At 65.3% G+C, this 16448-nt stretch carries 20 protein-coding genes; 5 read left to right on the forward strand and 15 right to left on the reverse strand.

From position 1 onward, the window contains the following. The first annotated feature begins 135 nt into the window (after positions 1 to 135). The 3 genes from ACF3ND_RS17240 to ACF3ND_RS17250 all read left to right on the forward strand — a co-directional run bounded on the left by ACF3ND_RS17240 (position 136) and on the right by ACF3ND_RS17250 (position 1915). Positions 136 to 1110 (forward strand): LysR substrate-binding domain-containing protein, encoded by a 975-nt coding sequence (locus tag ACF3ND_RS17240; protein WP_394062666.1) that lies wholly within the window; start codon positions 136 to 138, stop codon positions 1108 to 1110. A gap of 144 nt (positions 1111 to 1254) precedes the next feature. Further along, positions 1255 to 1566, forward strand: coding sequence for a type II toxin-antitoxin system RelE/ParE family toxin (locus tag ACF3ND_RS17245; protein ID WP_394062668.1), 312 nt, complete (start codon positions 1255 to 1257; stop codon positions 1564 to 1566). A 4-nt stretch (positions 1567 to 1570) separates the two neighbouring features. Next, positions 1571 to 1915 carry a helix-turn-helix domain-containing protein gene (locus ACF3ND_RS17250; RefSeq protein ID WP_394062670.1) on the forward strand — a complete coding sequence of 115 codons (345 nt, stop codon included), beginning with the start codon at positions 1571 to 1573 and terminating at the stop codon, positions 1913 to 1915. Here the strand turns inward: ACF3ND_RS17250 and ACF3ND_RS17255 are convergent. The 6 genes from ACF3ND_RS17255 to ACF3ND_RS17280 all read right to left on the reverse strand — a co-directional run bounded on the left by ACF3ND_RS17255 (position 1912) and on the right by ACF3ND_RS17280 (position 7655). Then, on the reverse strand, positions 1912 to 3282 hold the full coding sequence (locus ACF3ND_RS17255; RefSeq protein WP_394062672.1) for an FAD-binding oxidoreductase: 1371 nt from the start codon (positions 3280 to 3282) through the stop codon (positions 1912 to 1914). The genes ACF3ND_RS17250 and ACF3ND_RS17255 overlap by 4 nt on opposite strands. An 8-nt stretch (positions 3283 to 3290) precedes the next feature. Then, a complete protein-coding gene (locus ACF3ND_RS17260; protein ID WP_394062674.1) occupies positions 3291 to 4502 on the reverse strand; it encodes an aromatic amino acid transaminase in 1212 nt (403 codons plus the stop codon). Between the two features lie 32 nt (positions 4503 to 4534). Further along, the gene (locus tag ACF3ND_RS17265; protein ID WP_394062676.1) at positions 4535 to 5401 is read right to left on the reverse strand and encodes an amino acid ABC transporter ATP-binding protein; all 867 of its coding nucleotides are present in this window, start codon (positions 5399 to 5401) and stop codon (positions 4535 to 4537) included. Between the two features lie 24 nt (positions 5402 to 5425). Continuing rightward, positions 5426 to 6091 (reverse strand): amino acid ABC transporter permease, encoded by a 666-nt coding sequence (locus ACF3ND_RS17270; RefSeq protein ID WP_394065862.1) that lies wholly within the window; start codon positions 6089 to 6091, stop codon positions 5426 to 5428. Further along, a complete protein-coding gene (locus ACF3ND_RS17275; RefSeq protein ID WP_394062678.1) occupies positions 6088 to 6741 on the reverse strand; it encodes an amino acid ABC transporter permease in 654 nt (217 codons plus the stop codon). Before ACF3ND_RS17275 ends, ACF3ND_RS17270 begins: the two co-directional genes overlap by 4 nt. A gap of 86 nt (positions 6742 to 6827) precedes the next feature. After that, entirely contained in the window at positions 6828 to 7655 is an 828-nt protein-coding gene (locus ACF3ND_RS17280) for a transporter substrate-binding domain-containing protein (protein ID WP_394062680.1), read from the reverse strand. A 378-nt stretch (positions 7656 to 8033) separates the two neighbouring features. On the opposite strand from ACF3ND_RS17280, the gene ACF3ND_RS17285 reads away from it, so the two are divergent. After that, a complete protein-coding gene (locus tag ACF3ND_RS17285) occupies positions 8034 to 8783 on the forward strand; it encodes a tyrosine-protein phosphatase (protein ID WP_394062682.1) in 750 nt (249 codons plus the stop codon). A 7-nt stretch (positions 8784 to 8790) separates the two neighbouring features. Here the strand turns inward: ACF3ND_RS17285 and ACF3ND_RS17290 are convergent, their stop codons facing one another. From ACF3ND_RS17290 to ACF3ND_RS17325, 8 genes are all read right to left on the reverse strand, one after another. Further along, positions 8791 to 9894: an MBL fold metallo-hydrolase gene (locus ACF3ND_RS17290; RefSeq protein ID WP_394062684.1), complete on the reverse strand. Its 1104-nt coding sequence runs from the start codon at positions 9892 to 9894 to the stop codon at positions 8791 to 8793. 323 nt (positions 9895 to 10217) lie between these two features. Then, entirely contained in the window at positions 10218 to 11324 is a 1107-nt protein-coding gene (locus ACF3ND_RS17295) for a hypothetical protein (protein WP_394062686.1), read from the reverse strand. Between the two features lie 27 nt (positions 11325 to 11351). After that, positions 11352 to 12374 (reverse strand): Nif3-like dinuclear metal center hexameric protein, encoded by a 1023-nt coding sequence (locus ACF3ND_RS17300; protein WP_394062688.1) that lies wholly within the window; start codon positions 12372 to 12374, stop codon positions 11352 to 11354. A gap of 246 nt (positions 12375 to 12620) precedes the next feature. After that, positions 12621 to 12971 carry a DUF2294 domain-containing protein gene (locus ACF3ND_RS17305; RefSeq protein ID WP_394062690.1) on the reverse strand — a complete coding sequence of 117 codons (351 nt, stop codon included), beginning with the start codon at positions 12969 to 12971 and terminating at the stop codon, positions 12621 to 12623. Between the two features lie 44 nt (positions 12972 to 13015). Continuing rightward, positions 13016 to 13960, reverse strand: a complete 945-nt coding sequence (locus ACF3ND_RS17310; protein ID WP_394062692.1) for an ornithine cyclodeaminase family protein — start codon at positions 13958 to 13960, stop codon at positions 13016 to 13018. Between the two features lie 15 nt (positions 13961 to 13975). Continuing rightward, positions 13976 to 14254 carry a 2Fe-2S iron-sulfur cluster-binding protein gene (locus ACF3ND_RS17315; protein WP_394062694.1) on the reverse strand — a complete coding sequence of 93 codons (279 nt, stop codon included), beginning with the start codon at positions 14252 to 14254 and terminating at the stop codon, positions 13976 to 13978. Positions 14255 to 14265: 11 nt separating this feature from the next. Then, on the reverse strand, positions 14266 to 14697 hold the full coding sequence (locus ACF3ND_RS17320) for a ferredoxin (protein WP_394062696.1): 432 nt from the start codon (positions 14695 to 14697) through the stop codon (positions 14266 to 14268). Next, complete coding sequence (locus ACF3ND_RS17325) at positions 14694 to 15002, reverse strand: 2Fe-2S iron-sulfur cluster-binding protein (RefSeq protein ID WP_394062698.1); 309 nt, start codon at positions 15000 to 15002, stop codon at positions 14694 to 14696. The genes ACF3ND_RS17320 and ACF3ND_RS17325 overlap by 4 nt, the downstream gene beginning before the upstream one ends. A 201-nt stretch (positions 15003 to 15203) precedes the next feature. Here ACF3ND_RS17325 and ACF3ND_RS17330 point away from each other — a divergent pair, with 201 nt between their 5' ends. Beyond that, the gene (locus ACF3ND_RS17330) at positions 15204 to 15398 is read left to right on the forward strand and encodes a hypothetical protein (RefSeq protein WP_394062700.1); all 195 of its coding nucleotides are present in this window, start codon (positions 15204 to 15206) and stop codon (positions 15396 to 15398) included. Here the strand turns inward: ACF3ND_RS17330 and ACF3ND_RS17335 are convergent. Next, entirely contained in the window at positions 15395 to 16429 is a 1035-nt protein-coding gene (locus ACF3ND_RS17335; RefSeq protein WP_394062702.1) for a 2Fe-2S iron-sulfur cluster-binding protein, read from the reverse strand. The two genes, ACF3ND_RS17330 and ACF3ND_RS17335, sit on opposite strands and share 4 nt — an antisense overlap. Positions 16430 to 16448: the final 19 nt, after the last annotated feature.

Below are 16448 nucleotides of genomic sequence, written 5' to 3' on the forward strand. Positions count from 1 at the left end.
GCATGCTCGGCGCGGCATGCTCCTTTTGACGACTTCATGATAACCTCAATCAGACACAGGCCAATTCGCTTATTGTTTAGAATTTCTAAACCTGAAACCTTTCTCCTGCTCCGCCTGTCACGGACCTCTGCCGCCATGGACAAACTGCCCCCCCTGCGCGCCCTGCAGGTATTTGAAACCCTGGGCCACAGCCAGAGCCTGAACGAAGCCGCCCGCCGCCTGCAGATCACTCCCGGCGCCATCAGCCAGCAATTGCGATTGCTGGAAGAAAGCCTGGGCTGCAGCCTGACCTACAAGGAAGGCAAGCGCCTGCGCCTGACCGCCGCCGGCAGCCGCTTCCACGACATCTGCTCGCAGGCTTTCGAACTGTTGCGCGAGGGGCGGCAGGAAATGGAGCGTTCGCGCAACACCAGCCTGCTGTCCATCAGCGCCGTGCCGTCCCTGCTCAAGACCTGGGTGGCGCCGCTCGCCTTCGACTGGCAGGAGCAGCACGACCCCGGCCTGACCCTGCATCTGAAAGGCAGCCACGCCGAGCCGGACCTGGAGGCCGAGCGCATCGATTTCCGCATCACCTACGGCCAGGCCGGGCCGCGCCCCAATGGCTCGGCGCAGCTGTACACGGACCGCGTGGTTCCGGCCTGCAGTCCCGTCCTGCTCCAGGGCAAGCCGGCCCTGCGCCATCCGCGCGACCTGCTGGCCTGCCCCCTGCTGTCCTCGGACTGGCAGCCGCGCTTCACCTCTCCGCCCTCCTGGCGCGAGTGGTTCGAGGCGGCCGGCGTGGACAGCGGCGACGCGCCGCTGGACAGTTTCCGGATCTTTTCCCTGTCCCACATGGCCATAGACTCCGCCGTGGCCGGCCAGGGCTTCGTGCTGGCGCAATGCTCCATGATCGAGCGCGAACTGCGCACAGGGCAGCTCGTGCTGCCCTTCTCGCTTTCCCTGCCCCTGCCCTGGCCCTATGTGCTGACCTGGCGGGCAGGCGTCTTCGAATCCCTGCAAAGCCGCGAATTCCACCGCTGGCTGCTCAACCGGGGACGCCAGCAGGAGCGCCTGAACCAGGACATGCTGGCGCGGGCGCTGAACCCGACCGCCGCAGCCACGCCCGAATAGATCGGGCTGGATCCAAAGCTCCTGCCTGAAGACCGTTTCATGAACGCCGACGGGCAAAATGATAGATAGACGCTCGACGACATTTTTTCAATTCATTTATGGGTTGAAAAAATGTCATAATATCTCTATCATGGAGCTGGAACCGTGACGCCGAACTACAAGCCGCCGTTCAGTCGTTTTGTGAAAAAGGCTCGTAAGCCTTTCCAGCTCGCCATCGAAGATGCCGTGCAGGACATTTGCGACAAGCCCTGGATCGGCGCTGTCAAGGCCGGCGATCTGCTGGCCATCAGGGTCTACAAATTCTACTTCCAGCAACAAGAGCTCCTGATCGCGTACCACTGCCGCTCGCCCGCTGACACGGGATCTGGAGCCTCGCCCATCATCGATTTTTACCTGATTGGGCCCCACGAAAATTTCGACGCTGACCTCAAACGATATTTACGATCAGGACGATAGCACCATGCCCCATGCCATCACCGCCGAAGAACTCTTCCAGGACCTGAAGCAGATGCCGGAAACCGAACGGCAGAAATTCTTCGTCCTGCTTGCCAAGAAAGCGTTCCAGGAAAAAGACCTGAGCCACGACGAACTGTTCGGCCATCTGTCCGGCGACTATTTCACTGCAGAAGAAGCCTGCGGATATCTGGAAATATCCATGTCCACCTTCCGCCGCTGCGTCAACGACGGCCGCCTCCAGGCAAGCAGCGCCATAGGCCGCAGCCAGCTCTTCGCCGTCAGCGACCTGAAACGCTTCAAGAAAGCGCGCAAAGCTGTAAAGAACACGGCCTCGCGCCAAGTGGCCTAGCGATCCAGCACGCGTCCCGGATTCAGTATCTGCTGCGGATCCAGCAACTGCAGGATGGCGCGCATGCGGTCGCGCTCGACGGCGTTGCGGCTGTAGTGCAGAAAAGGCTTCTTGATGCGGCCTATGCCATGCTCGGCGGAAATGCTGCCGCCCACGGCCTGCACGGCCTGGTACACCTTTTCTTCCACGGCCAGCAGATCATCGGGCGCATGCGGTCCGGTGGACAGGTGCAGATTGCCGTCGCCCAGGTGGCCGAAGAACAGGTGGCGCGCCTGGGGATAGGCCTCGGACAGCGCCTGGCGGATGTCGCGCACGAAGGCGTCGGTATGCTCCAGCGGGATGCCCACGTCGAAGGCCACGTAGGGCTTCATGCCCGAGAGGATCTCCCCGATGGCGTCGCGCAGGCGCCATAGCTGGGCGGCCTGTTCCTGGCTTTGCGGCAGGATGGCGTCCACCGCCACGCCCGCTTCCAGGCATTCGCCCAGGAACTGCTCCAGCAGGGCTTCGGATTCGGGACGGTCCCGCCCCTCCATCTCCAGCAGCACATAGACAGGATGGGCCGCATCGAAGGGCGCGCGGCAGTCCAGGCGCTGCGCGGCCGCCTGCAGGTAGTCCTGCCACATCACCTCGAACGAGGACAGTTCCGCCAGCGCCCCGCGCGCCCTGTGCAGCAGGGCCACGACGCTGGGGAAATCCTCCAGCGCCAGCAAGGCGCTGTAGCGGCGTTGCGGCAGGGGAAACAGGCGCAGCACCACCTGGGTGATGACGCCCAGCGTACCTTCCGTGCCGATGAACAGGTGCTTCAGGTCCAGGCCGGTGTTGTTCTTCAGTCCCCGGTTGAGCATGGACAGCACGATGCCGTCCGCCAGCACCGCCTCCAGGCCCAGCACCAGCTCGCGCATGGTGCCGTAGCGCAGGACGCGGTTGCCGCCGGCGTTGGTCGCCACGTTGCCGCCGATCTGGCAGGAACCGCGCGCGCCCAGGTCCATGGGGAAATACCAGCCGCGCTCCTGCACGTAGTCGCACAAGGCCTGCAGCACCATGCCGGCCTGCACCCGCACCGTGCCGCCCACCGGGTCGAAATCCAGCACCTGGTTCATGCGCTCCAGTGTCAACACCGCCTCATTCCGGCCGGGCACGGCGCCGCCCGCCAGCCCCGTCAGGCCGCCCTGGATGCAGACGGGCCGGCCCTGCTCATGACAATGGCGCAGGAAAGCGGCCACTTCTTCGGTATTGCGCGGACGCGCGACCTGCGCGGGCGGCTGGTCCGCCGCCTCGCCGCTGGCGTCCTGCATATAGGGCGCCATGCGATCGGCATCGCGCAGGATTTCCAGGGAGTCGTCCAGGGACGGCGAGACGGTGGTCATGGGAGCTCCTATGCCTGGGCGGTTTCCTGGGCCACCACGGCGGCCAGGGACTGGGCGAAGTAATCGACATTGGACGTGTTCAGGCCGGGCACGCTGATGCGGCCCGAGTCGATGATGTACACGCCGTAGTCGCGTCGCAGCGCCTCCAGCTGGGGCAGGCTCAGGCCGGTGTAGCAGAACATGCCGCGCTGCTTGACGAAATAGCTGCTGTCGTACTGCGGGGCGATTTCCTTCAGGCGCTCGTGCACCAGCTGGCGCATCTGGGCGATGCGCTGGCGCATGGCCTCCACTTCCGCCTTCCATTCCGCGAACAGGGCCGGATCGGCCAGCACCGTGGCCACGGCCTGGCCGCCGTGCGAGGGCGGATTGGAGTAGATGCGGCGGGCCACGGCCTTGAGCTGGCCCAGCACGCGGCCGGCTTCCTCGGCGCTCTGGCAGACCACGGACAGCCCGCCGCAGCGCTCGGAGTAATAGGAAAAGTTCTTGGAGAAGGAGTTGGCCACCAGGAAGGTCATGCCGGCATCCGCCATGGCGCGCACGGCGAAGGCGTCCTCGTCCAGGCCGCGGCCGAAGCCCTGGTAGGCCATGTCCAGGAAGGGGATCAGCTTGCGTTGCTGCAGCACGGGGATCAGCTCCAGCCACTGCTCATCGCTCAGGTCCGCGCCGGTGGGGTTGTGGCAGCAGGGATGCAGCAGCACGATGCTGCGCTCGGGCAAGGCGGCAATGTCCTGCATCAGGCCGGCGAAGTCCAGCCCGCGCGTGGCCGCGTCGTAATAACGGTAGGTGTGGGTGGGAATGCCCGCGCCCTGGAAGATGGCATGGTGGTTGTCCCAGGCCGGATCGCTGATCCACATCTCGCTGTGCGGATAGGCATCGTGCAGGAAGTCCCCGCCCACCTTGAGCGCGCCGGTGCCGCCCAGGGTCTGGATGGTGGCGACACGGCCTTCGGCAAGCGCCTTGCTGTCGGCGCCGAACACCAGCTTCTGCACCGCCTCGCGGTACGAAGCCAGTCCCTCGATGGGCAGGTAGCCGCGCGGCAGGCCCTTGGCGGCCCACTGGTCTTCGGCCCGGCGGGCCACGTCCAGCAGGGGCAGGCGGCCCTGCTCGTCGTAGTACAGGCCCACCGTCAGGTTGACCTTGCGCTCGCGCGGATCGGCGTGAAATGCCTCGCCCAGACGGAAAATCGGGTCGCCGCCATAGGCCTTCAGATGCTCAAACATGGTTCTTCCTTGAAAAATTCCGGTTAAGGACCCTAGGCCACCGCCGCCCGCGGCTGGCCGGCGTCGGTGGAACAGGTGCGGTCCCAGAAAGCGTTGCGTTCGATGTAATTCTGCAGGAACTGCTTCAGGCGCGGCTGCGTGGCCTGCGAGAAGACCTCGCGGGGATTGCCCGTCACGGCGATCTCGCCTTTGTCGATGAAGACCACCCGATCCGCCACCTGGGCCGCAAAGCCCATTTCATGGGTCACCACCACCATGGTCATGCCTTCGCGGGCCAGCTCCTTCATGACCTGCAGGACTTCGCCCACCAGTTCCGGGTCCAGGGCCGAGGTGGGTTCGTCAAACAACATGATATGCGGTTCCATGGCCAATGCGCGCGCAATCGCCACGCGCTGTTGCTGCCCGCCCGACAGATTGACCGGGTAGTAGTCCACTTTGTCCGCCAGGCCGACCTTGCCCAGCATGTCGCGGGCCTTCTGCAGGGCCTGTTCGCGAGGCAGGCGCTTGACGCGCAGCAGCGCCTCGGCCACGTTCCCCAGCGCGGTCATGTGGGGCCACAGATTGAATTGCTGGAACACCATGCCCACATGGCGGCGCACCTGGTTCAGCTCGGCGCGGCTCGCCTTGACGCGGCGCCCGTCCGGCTTGTCCACGTAGCCCAGCAACTGTCCTTCGATCAGCACCTCGCCGCTGTCGTATTCCTCCAGAAAGGCCAGCGAGCGCAGCAGGGTGCTCTTGCCCGAGCCCGACGGGCCGATGATGCAGGTCACCTCGGAGCGGCGCACGCCCATGGAGATGTTCTTGAGCACCTGCACCGATCCATAGCTCTTGCTGATGTTGCGCACCTCGACCAGGCAGGCCGGGTCGCGGGCCGGAACAGGGCTTATCGTCTTGTCCATGTCTTGTCTCCTTGCTTGCCCGGCTCAACGCGCCAGGAAGCGGCAACTGCGGGCCTCGGCCCAGCGTCCCAGCCGCTCGGTCACGGCCACCAGGATCAGGTAGGCCACGCAAAGCACCAGGGTGGTTTCCAGGTAGGCGAACTGTTCATTGCCGATCTGCACCATCACGGCCGTCAGTTCCGGAACGGTGACGATGGACAGGATGGCGGTTTCCTTGCTCAGGATGATGATCAGATTCAGCAGGGACGGCGTGATGATGACCAGCATCTGCGGCAGCTTGACACGCCAGATCACGTCCAGCCGCGACAGCCCCAGGAATTCGGCCGCCTCCACCTGCCCTTTGGGCACAGCGGCGAAACCGCCGCGGAACACCTCGGCGAAATAGGCGCTGCCGTAGATCGTCAGCCCCAGGACGCCCGCCTGCAGCGCGGACAGATCCAGGCCTATCGTGGGCCCCCCGTAATAAAGCACGAACAACTGCACCAGGAAGGGCGTGGTGCGTATCGCCTCGATGTAGACACGCAGCACCGCGCGCGCCGCCGGCCCGCCGTACTGCTGCAGCACCGCAATCATGAAACCCAGCGCCATGCCCAGCGCCACCGAGACCACCCAGCAGAACACCGTCATCAGGAAGCCGCGCCCTATGGCCGGCCAGTACTCGGCCAGTACGCCGAAATCGATATTCATCAGACCGTCCTCCCGAAGCGGCGCTCGGCCAGGTGCCCCAGCACCGACAGCGCCCCGTTGATCACGAAATACACCAGGGCGGCGCTCAGGTAGATTTCCATGGGCAGGAAGGTGTTGGCGGCGATGTTCTGGGCCATGCGCGTGAGCTCGGTCACGCCGACCACCGAGATCAGCGACGAGGCCTTGACCAGCATGATCATTTCATTGACCAGGGCGGGCGTGGTCAGGCGCAGCGCCTGCGGCACCTGGATGCGCAGCAGGGTCTGCAAGGGAGAAAAGCCCAGCAGTTGCGTGGCTTCCATCTGCCCCTTGGGAATGCCCATGAAGCCGCCGCGCAGGATTTCGCCGATATAGGCGCCCTCGCACAGGGAAATGGACACGATGGCCGCCACCAGGGGCGGGACGTTCACGCCGATGACAGGCAGGAAATAGAACACGACCATCAACTGCACCAGCAGCGGGATGCCGCGGAACACGAAGACATAGGCGCCCGCCGCGCGGCGCAGCAGCGGCGACGCCGACAGGCTGGCCGAGGCCACCAGCACGGCGATCACGAAACCCAGCGCCAGGCCCACCGCCGACACGAACAGCGTCATGCGCGCCGCCTGCACCAGCAGGGGCATGGCATCGAGCGCAACATCGAACTCAAGCATGATTCTTACCTCTTGGCGGGCGCCCGGAGCAAAGGCCCGGGCGTCCATGCGAAGGAGGCGGCGCCGTCCGGGGCGCCGCCGGCGCATCAGACCTCGGGCTGGAAATCCGCCGTGGGCACGTCCATTTCCATGCCGAACCACTTCTGCTGCAGCTTGGCCAGCGAACCATCGGCGCGCATCTCTCCCAGCGCCTTGTTGAAGGCCTCCAGCAAGGAGCGGCTATCCTCGTCCTTGCGCATGAAATAGGCGAAATAGACCTTCTTGCCGAACGGCGGCTGCACCACCTGGAACATCTTGGGCCGCTGCTTGGCCACGTAGGCGATATTGGTGATGGAATTGCCCACGGCCGCCAGACGGCCCGAAACGATGTCGGCATAGGCCTGATTGTTGTCCACGTACTCCCTCACCTCCACGGGCTTGGGCAGCGTGGCCGCAAAGGTCTTGAGCTGCTCGAGCTGCGCCGAGCCCTTGCTGCCGCCGACCGTCAGGCCGGCAATGTCCTCGGGTTTTTGCAGGGCGTCGTTCTTGGCGCTCTTGAGCAGGGCCACGGTGCCGTCGGCCACCGGCAGGGTGAAGGCGTAACGCTCCTTGCGCGCCTGCGTCACCAGGATGGGGCCTCCGCCCATGTCGAACTTGCTGGCGTCCAGCCCGGGCAGCACGCTGGGCCAGGGCAGGTCGATGAAGCGCACTTTCACGCCCAGCTTCTCGGCCACCGCGCCGAACAGATCCTTGTTGAAGCCGGTCTGCTGCCCGTTCTCGTGGAAATCAAAAGGGGCGAACTGCATTTCCGTACCCACCACCAGCTCGCCGGCGTTCTTGATGCGCGCCAGCAGGTCCTGGGCGTGCACGGGCGCGGCCATCAGCGTCATGGTCAGGGTCATGGCACAGGCATTGATCAGGGATTTGATCCGCATTTCTCGTACTCCTCCAAGGGGCGGTCCGAAACCTGGTCGGCCGGCACGCCCGTTCATTTTTATGTGAAGTTCAACGACAGGATCGACCGTCCCGACTAGCCCGGCCGTTTGCCACCGGCCCCGCAGCCAGGGCGGCGCCGCGGGATCATGCTTGCCCCCCGCCTGCCTGAACAGCTCAGGCGGAGCAAGCGGATGTGGTTCAAAAAAGTATATACATAGTGATTAAGGTGTCAACGAAAAGGCGGCGGGCAAGGCGCGTTTTTAGGGAAAATACCCAGCCTGCCCGTATGCGCGGACAGGGTTCCGCCCCCTTGACATGCGCGTGTCGCGCAAGACCGTTAACATGGGACTTTCGCCCTGTTTCAAAAGGAGTCAGCCGTGTCCGTATCGCCGCCCCCCGCCTCCCTTTCCTGCCCCCTGGAAGGAGCCAGCAATTTCCGCGACATCGGCGGCTACGCCGCGGGCGCGGGTCATTTCCGCAAAGGCCGCGTATACCGATCCGATCATCTGGCCGACCTCAGCCCGCAGGACCTGCGCATCCTGCAGGAACTGGGCATCGCCCGTTCGCTGGACTTTCGCGGCGCGCACGAGCGCCAGCGCTCGCCCTACCAGTACGACTTCCTGGCCAGCCACGCCCTGACCGTGGAGCCCACCATCCTGCCTGACCTGGCCGCCATGGCGAGCCAGGGCCGGCTCGACGCCGACATGGCGCGCAAGGTCATGAACAAGACCTACACGGAATTCGTGACGCAGCACTCGGCCACCTTCGCGCAGGTCTTCGACCAGCTGCTGGAGGCGGACGCGCCCGTAGTGATGCACTGCACCGCCGGCAAGGACCGCACCGGCTTTGCCGTGGCGCTGCTGCATCGGGCGGCCGGAGTGGGGCCGGACGACGTCATGCACGATTATCTGCTGACGCGCCGGCTGTTCCGCCGCCCCGACCTGCCCGACAACCGCGGCCTGAGCGAAGAAGTGCTGGAGATCCTGTGGGGCGTGGAGCCCGAGTTCCTGGAAACGGCCTTCAAGACCATAGACCGCGAGCACGGCGGCTTCGAACGTTACACCCGACAGGCCCTGAATCTGGACGCGGCCCGGCGCGACGCCCTGCTGGAGCGCTATACGGCATAAGGCCGGTTCAGGCCGACACCACGCCGCTGGCCGCCTCCAGCTCCCAGCGGCCGTCCAGGCTCAAGGAATGCCCCAGCACGCTGCGCCAGGTGGCTAGGTCGTGCATGGGCGTGAACAAGGGCATGCAATAGCGCGGCTGCAGCATGTCCGCCAGCCAGCGCAGGTCCGTCAGACGCGGATGGACATTCCAGCACAGCACATGGGTGCCGCGCGGCGCATGCGGCGCCACATAGCCGGTATGGACCAGCAGGCGCCCCGTGAGCGAATCCGCGCCGGCGAAGGCGCCCGGCCCGCCCTTGCGTATCAGTTCGCCCGCCATGCCGCTGATTCCGTCCGGATCGCCGGCCAGCACCAGATGCGCATCCGGGTCGAACACGGCCGCGCGCGGCATCAGTTCGCGCAGCTCCTGCTGCACCCCCGGCAGCAGCAGGTCCCCGCTCTGGTAGACCAGGCGGGTCAGGTTTTCATAGCATTCGGCATCCATGCTCCAGTCCGCGTGGCCAAGCTGGTGACGCCACAGGGCGATCTCGATGGCGCGACCGGTGGGCGGCACGGGCAACAGGGCCGGCTGGCCTTCCAGCAACTGGTCCAGGGCCACCGCAGCCACCTGGCGCGACTGGTCGTACAGTCCGTAGGACGCATCCAGCAACGCCAGTTGCGCCGGCGGCGGCAGGTCGAAGGGAAACAGCAGGGATTCACAGGAGAAATCGCCGCTGTAGAACACGCCCCCGCCCACGTCCAGGTGCAGCCAGACCCCGCCCAGCGCATGGCCCGACAGGCCGGTCTGCACCGCCACGCCATCGATGTACGTGACGCCCCGCGTGGGCAGCTCACGCCAGATCCGGCCCGGCGGCAGGCAGCGCGCCGTCGCCGCGGTGGCGTAGACCGGCACATGCTCGGGCAGCAGGTGCAGGGAACCCATGTGGTCCTGATGGTCGTGGGTCAGCAGCACGGCGTCCACTTCCAGGCCCTGGTGCCAATCGCAGCGCTGGCCCGGATACAGGGGGCCGCCGGCATCGAGCAGCAGGCGCAGGCCGCGGGCCTCGACCAGGATGGCGGCCGGCGACTTGCTGCCATGCCCGCTCAGCACGGTAACGGTGGCGTGGCTCATGGCAGGTCCCCCCTTGCGCGGGCGCGCCGCGTCATTCCCCGCCTGCCGGCGGCCCGCCCTCGCGAATGGCCGGCCGCGCGCCAGGAGGCAAAAACATGAGCTTGGGATGCAGGCCGCCCATGGACCCGGCTGACAGGGGATGACATAAATTTAAAGAACCGGGACGCAAGCGCCGCCCCGACATGAAAACCAAGACAGGTTCAGGTTAAACAAGAGTTCTTTCAGTCCTGTTAAAGTTTTGTGTCAGTAAGATGGCAAAGGCGCCTAAGCAAAAAAAGAGCGCCGCAAGCGGCGCTCCAAAAGGGGGAAACGGCGGCCAAACGTCAGGTGATCAGCGGAGTCAACAGCACGGCCAGGCCCACGGCCGTCAGCAGACGCATCACGATGCCCAGAACGGCGGCTTTCATGGCTTCTTTTTCCGTCAGATCGGAGCATTCCGCCCAGACCACCGGAATCTGGCCGAACACCGCCGACAGGGGCAGGCCCGAGGAGGCCAGTACGAAAGAGCCCACCACCAGGGACGGATCCAGGGTGGAGGCCATGGCCTGCAGCTTGCCCATGGCCAGGGTCGGACTGACCAGCATGGCCAGCACGCCGGTTTCGGGATGGATGTTCATGGCCAGCAAGGCGCGCTCCAGCAGACTGCTGACCGGCTGCCAGACGCCGATGTGATCCAGCAGCCCGATCACGCAAAAGACCAGGGCCACGGCGGGGATCAGGATCAGGAGCAGCAGCTCCACGCCTTCACGCGCCGCCTTGAACAGCATGGGCGCGAAATCGATGTCGGGCGTGAAGCGCGGCGCGGCCAGCAGGTCCACCGAACGCACGTCGCGGTACACCAGCCGCGACAGGATCAGCGGCGAGAGCAGCAAAGGTCCGAAGATGGCGATCAGGACCACGGCGAATACGTTCACGCCGGCGAACGTCAGGGCCATCATGCCCAGCATGAAGGTGGAAAAGGACTGCTGGGACTGCACCATGGTGGCCACGGCGATCTTCTGCTCGTCGCGCGTGGCGCCCGCCTGGCGCAGCAGCGGGCCGGAGATGCGGCCGGCGGCGTTGATGTCGCCGAAGATGTTGTACACGCTGGGGATGATCACGGCCGGATTGATGCCGATGGCGCGCATGGCCGGCATGAACACCCGCATCATGGCGTCGGTGAAGCCCAGGCGCTCCAGCAGGCGCCCGATGATCACGCTGATGATGACCGCCACCCCGACCTGACCGGTCAGGAACACGTCCACCACCACGGGCTTGACCTTGTTGAGCACCGTGTCGAAGGCGCCCGACAGCGTGGCCGGGAAGAAGAACAGCGTCAGCATGGCCAGGGCCAGCAAGGCCAGGCCCACGACTTCGATGCGCTCCAGAGGCCGGCGGCCCGCCGGCGGGGAATGCACGACCTTGTCGATTTCCATGGTTTTGTTATCCATGTCTCTCTCCGTCTTGGGGGATGGGACCTACTGGAAGCTCAATACATTCTTGCCCATCAAGTGGACGGTGGAAAAATGCTGGGCATACTCGCGCAGGCGCGTGCCGCCCACCTGGTGGACCGGCGTGGACGTGACCCGATCGCGGAAGACCACGACCTCCACCCCGTCCAGCAAGGCGCTCAGCGCATAGGCCAACGGCAGTCCGTTCTCCAGGATCTCCAGCACGTGGCTGTTGCCCACCAGGAAGTTCAGGCCCAGTTCGCGGGCGCATTCGATCAGGGCGTGGCCGTCGTAGACGCGGCTGATGGAGGCCAGCACCGTGTCCACCCCGGGGTTCTCGGCCACGGCCTGGCGCAGATGCTCGGGACTGAAGCCCGTGTGCGGGAAGATGTGCAGGATGCGGCTGACCGGACTGTCGGACCGGCCCAGGCGGATGGCGCCGCGCGTCAGCGTGCTGGTTTCCTGGATGTCCTCGTTGCCCTTGATGCGGCGCTCGGCCTGCAGGATCTGCTCCTCCAGGTCCAGCCCCATGAAACCGTCCAGGCGGGCCAGCATGTCTCCCAGCGTGCGCACGCCCTCCAGCGGCTCGCCCACGAACATGACATTGCCATGGATGCCGCCATAGGAAATATCGCTCTTGCGCACCTTGTGGCCATGCAGGAAGGCGATGCCGGGGTGCAGGCCGTGAAAGGCTTCATGGCACTCCAGCGCGGCCACGCCATACAGGTTCAGGTAATCCTTCAAGGTGACGCCGCCGCAGCTTGCGGCATCGGCAATGGGATGGTGGGCCACGATGGCGTCCACGCCGGTCGCCCCCGCCAGCTCGATGCTCAGCTCGGACATGGTCATGCACACGGCCACCTTGCGGATCTCCTTGTTGGGATCGCCATGGATCAGCCCCGGGATCTCCAGCACCTCCTTGCCGTAGATTCCCGAGGACTTCCAGATCACGAAGGGGTGATGGCCATGCTTGACCTCATCCATACAGGAGACCATGCGGCCTCCCGTGATCACGTTCAATGCATCCAGCAAATCGGCTACATAGGCCATTTTCTTGTCTCCAAAAAAAAGCCGGCCTCCGGCCCTGGGACGTCCCAGTGCCCGAGGCCGGCGGTATGTGAGTGCTTCCTGTCGGCGGCTTCCGTGACCCGTCCCGCGCATGCCGGGATCGGGCCCGCGGGCCGGCGCGCTCAAGGCGTCCGGTCCGCGGCGAAAGGACAACAAGACTGTCTACCAGTCAGCTTCTTGTCATGGATGGCGAATTCAGGGAGCCGGCTCGCGCCGGCGCCGCTGCGTTCACACCCCCTTTTTCAACAACACCATGGTGGAGGAAAGTTCCGCGCTGGCGTCGTAATCCTTGAAGATCGCCACCACGTCCAGTCCGTACTGCTCCACCAGAACCTGCTTCATCTCCTTCTTGAAGGCCTTGATCAGGTACAGATCGGCCAGGTCGGCGATGTGCGCGTTCTCACGGCTCAGGGCCTGCAGCGCCGGCTGGCGCTTGTGGACGGCCAACATGCTGATCCGGTCTTCGTGCACATCGATCTTCAGCGTCACCACGCCGGAGGCGAAGATGCTGCTGTTGATGCGGTTGTAGTCCCGGGTCAGCGCCTGCTTGAATTCGCCTTGTGAAGAAAAGCCTGCCATTCCCATTGTCTACCCCCAACATGCTTGAATTGTTCTATGTCTGTTCAGTGGGCGAGGGCCTGTTCCTGTTGCGCCTGCCTGAGCCGATGGCGGCGATACGCCAGCCCGGCCACGGCAATATCCTCGATCGCCACACCCACCGATTTATACACGCAAATGCCCTGTTCATCGTAGCCCTGGCCGGGGCCCAGCCCCAGCCAGTCGCTCAATTCGCACAATTTGTCCTGCACGCCGCAATCCGGCGCAGCCAGGATCAAGTCCCCGGCCTCGGCCAGCGTCTGCGGCGCCCATTCCACCACCACGCGTTGCGCGCGGCGCAGGCAGGCATCGTCCAGTTCGCGCGCCGTGGGCAGGCTGGAGCCGACAGCCGCCACGAAGCAGCCCGGCTTGAGCGCACGGCCGTCGAACAGCGGCTCGCGGCTGCGGCTGGCCGTCACCAGGATGTCCGCCTGGGCGGCGATCTCCTCGGGACTGGCGGCGCGCACCGGCACGTCGCACTCCAGTTCCAGCCGGCGGCAGCGCTCCTCGTCCACGCCGGGGCTCCACACCAGCACGCGGCGCAGATCGAACGCCTGGCAGAACTGGCGCGCATGCGCCACGCCCTGGGCGCCCAGGCCCAGCACGCCCAGCGTCTGCGACTGCGGGCTCGCGCCGCGCCGCGCCGCCAGCACCGAGCAGGCCGCCGTGCGCCATTGCGTGATGGCCCCGGCTTCGAAGCTTGCCAGGGCGGCGCCGCTGACCGTGTCAAAGAGCACGATCACGAAATTGAAGGCCCCCCGCACCGTGGTGTAGATCTTGGCCCCGGCCACCTGCTGGCCGGGAATCACCGCCCCCAGCGTGGACAGGCGTATGCCGCCCGCCTCGGTGCGCAAGCGGCGCTGCTGCGCGGCCTGCGCGCGCCCGAATTCCCCGAAGGCTTCCTCCAGCGCCGCCTGGACGGCGGGTGCGTCCAGCAGCTCGTGCAGTTCCTGATCCGTCAGATGCAGCATGCGCGCTCTCCCGGCCTACCAGGCCACCGTGACGTCGCCGCGCACGAAGGTCTGGCACGCCATGCGAAAGCCCTGTGCCAGATCCTCGGCGGACAGATGCTTGTGTTCCTTGGGCTTGACCGCGTCGGTGTTGTCCAGTCCCTCGGTGATGCGGCACTTGCAGGTGCCGCAGATGCCGCCGCCGCACTTGAAAGGAATGCCGCCGCGCTCGCGGATGGATACGCGCAGCAGATTGCTGTTCTCCGCCGCCGACACCACCAGGTCGTTGTTCGATGCAAATGTAATCTGAACCATGTTCTGCTACCTCAGGTTTGTTGCTGACCACGCGCCTTCACGCCAGCCTCGCCGTTCACGGCGGGCTCGCTCGAGGCCGTCCCGACGTAACGCTGAAAGCGCCCCTGCATGGAGGCGGAGACGTTCCGTCCGTCGGCACGGAACTGTGCGCATTCACGCAGCTCGGCCTCCATGGTGCCGAAACGGGTCAGGGCTGCCAGCTCCTCATAGGCCTGCTCCCGCGTATCGAATTTCTCCATCTGCCGGGTGGGGATGTCGTTGACGGTCCCGCCCGGGGTCTCCTCCACGATGCGCACGCGCGATCCGTCCTGGACGCGGGCAATGGCGAAGATCGCCTTGAGCCGGCCGTGGAAATGGTATTCATACGCCGCCACCGTCTCCACGCCCGCGCCCGGTTCCGTGCGGTACTCGCCCGGCTTGCTGGTCAGCACCACGTACATCACTGCACCTCCTGTGTATCGGCTTGCTCCAGGGCGATGTCCTGGCTGATCCATAACTGGCACGCCAGGCGCCAGCCCTGGTCCAGGCGCTCGCCCAGCTGTTTCTTTTCCTTCCAGTTGGCGGCCGGCAGATGCTCGGCCCCCTCCAGCACGCGGCAGGCGCACTTGGCGCACTTGCCCATGCCGCAACCGTAGGTCAGGTGGGGAAAGGGGAACTGCTTGATTCCCGCCCGCACCACCAGGTTGGTGTTCTCCTGCACCTCGCCCACATGGACCTGGCCATTCTTGTGAAAGGTAATGGTTGGCATAAGGCCTCCTGCTTGCTGCCAATGTTGCGACCGGATTGCCAGCCCTGACCGCCTGAAAACCCACGAACGGTATACCAACTTGAAAAACGTGCTGTTCAGGCAACGATTTTTCTTGTTTTTAGACACAAATTTCCGCTCGTTTGAGTAGAAACCCCTATTGCGGTATACTTAATTCATCAAAACCGTTTTATCGAGACCATCATGAAAACCCCCGTCGAACTTCGCTATCTGCAGCGTCCGGTCGGCGAGCAGTTGCTGCCTCACCTGGCCCAGCGCAAGCATCTGCGCCGCCGCATCCCCCTGATCAACCTGCCCCGCCTGGCGGACCTGTTCCCAGGCCGCAAGAACCGGGACAAGAACCATCCCCAGCAGGATCACCTGCCCCACGGCGCCTAGGCGGCCGATGCTTCCACGGCGGGCGCGTCGGCCTGGAAATTGAACGCGTCGGCGTACATGAACCGCTCGTCCGCGCCATGCTCCTTGAACAAGGCGCGCGCCTGCTCGATCATCACCGGCGAGCCGCACAGATAAATGGCGTGTTCCGACAGGTCCGGCACATCCCGGCAGACCTGCTGCTGCACATAGCCTCGCGCCCCGTCCCAGCGCTCGTCCGCATGCGACAGCACGGGCACGAAGCGGAACTCGCACAGGCGGTCTGCCCAGGATTCGATCTCCTGCGCCAGGTACAGGTCTTCGGGGCGGTTCATGCCCCAGTACAGACTGACCGGCGGACAGTCGTCGTTGTCCAGCAGGGACTCCAGAATGGCCTTGATGGGAGCGATGCCTGTACCCGTGGCCACCATCACCATGGGTCGCCAGTCGCGCTCGCGCCAATAGAACAGGCCCAGCGGCAGCTCCAGTCGCAGCTCCTCGCCCGCTTGCAGTCCCGGCAGGCGCGCCTGGGTGAAACGCCCGCCCTCCACTTCCCGCACGTGCAGTTCCAGCCGGCCGCTGCGCGCATCGGCGTTGGCCATGGAGAAGCTGCGCGCCCGTCCATCCTCGAACAAGATGTTCAGGTACTGGCCCGGACGGAAGTCCACCGCGACGTCCGCCGGCAACTGCAGGACCAGGCGCCAGATGCCCTGGCAGGCCCGCTCCACGCTGTGCACCCGCGCCGTGAGCTGCTGCGCCTGCGGCAGCACATCCATATGGCTGGCCAGGCTGATCTCGATGTCGCCCGTCAGCCGCGCCTGGCAGGCGGCGGCATGGCCCTGCTCGTGCTCCTCGTCGGCAATGCTCATGGGCAGGCAGTCGTCCTCGTAGCAGACCTGCCCGCGCGTCACCTGGATGCGGCAGGTGCCGCATCCGCCGAACTCGCAGTCGCTATGAATGCGCACGCCCTGCCGCCGGGCCGCCTGCAGGATGCTCTCCTGCGGCTCCACCCAGAACTGCTCGCCGGTTTCCTTGATGTCGACACGATGGGCCATGACCCTTCCTCCTGATGCT

This window comes from Alcaligenes sp. WGS1538, assembly GCF_043187505.1.
Lineage (GTDB): Bacteria > Pseudomonadota > Gammaproteobacteria > Burkholderiales > Burkholderiaceae_B > Alcaligenes.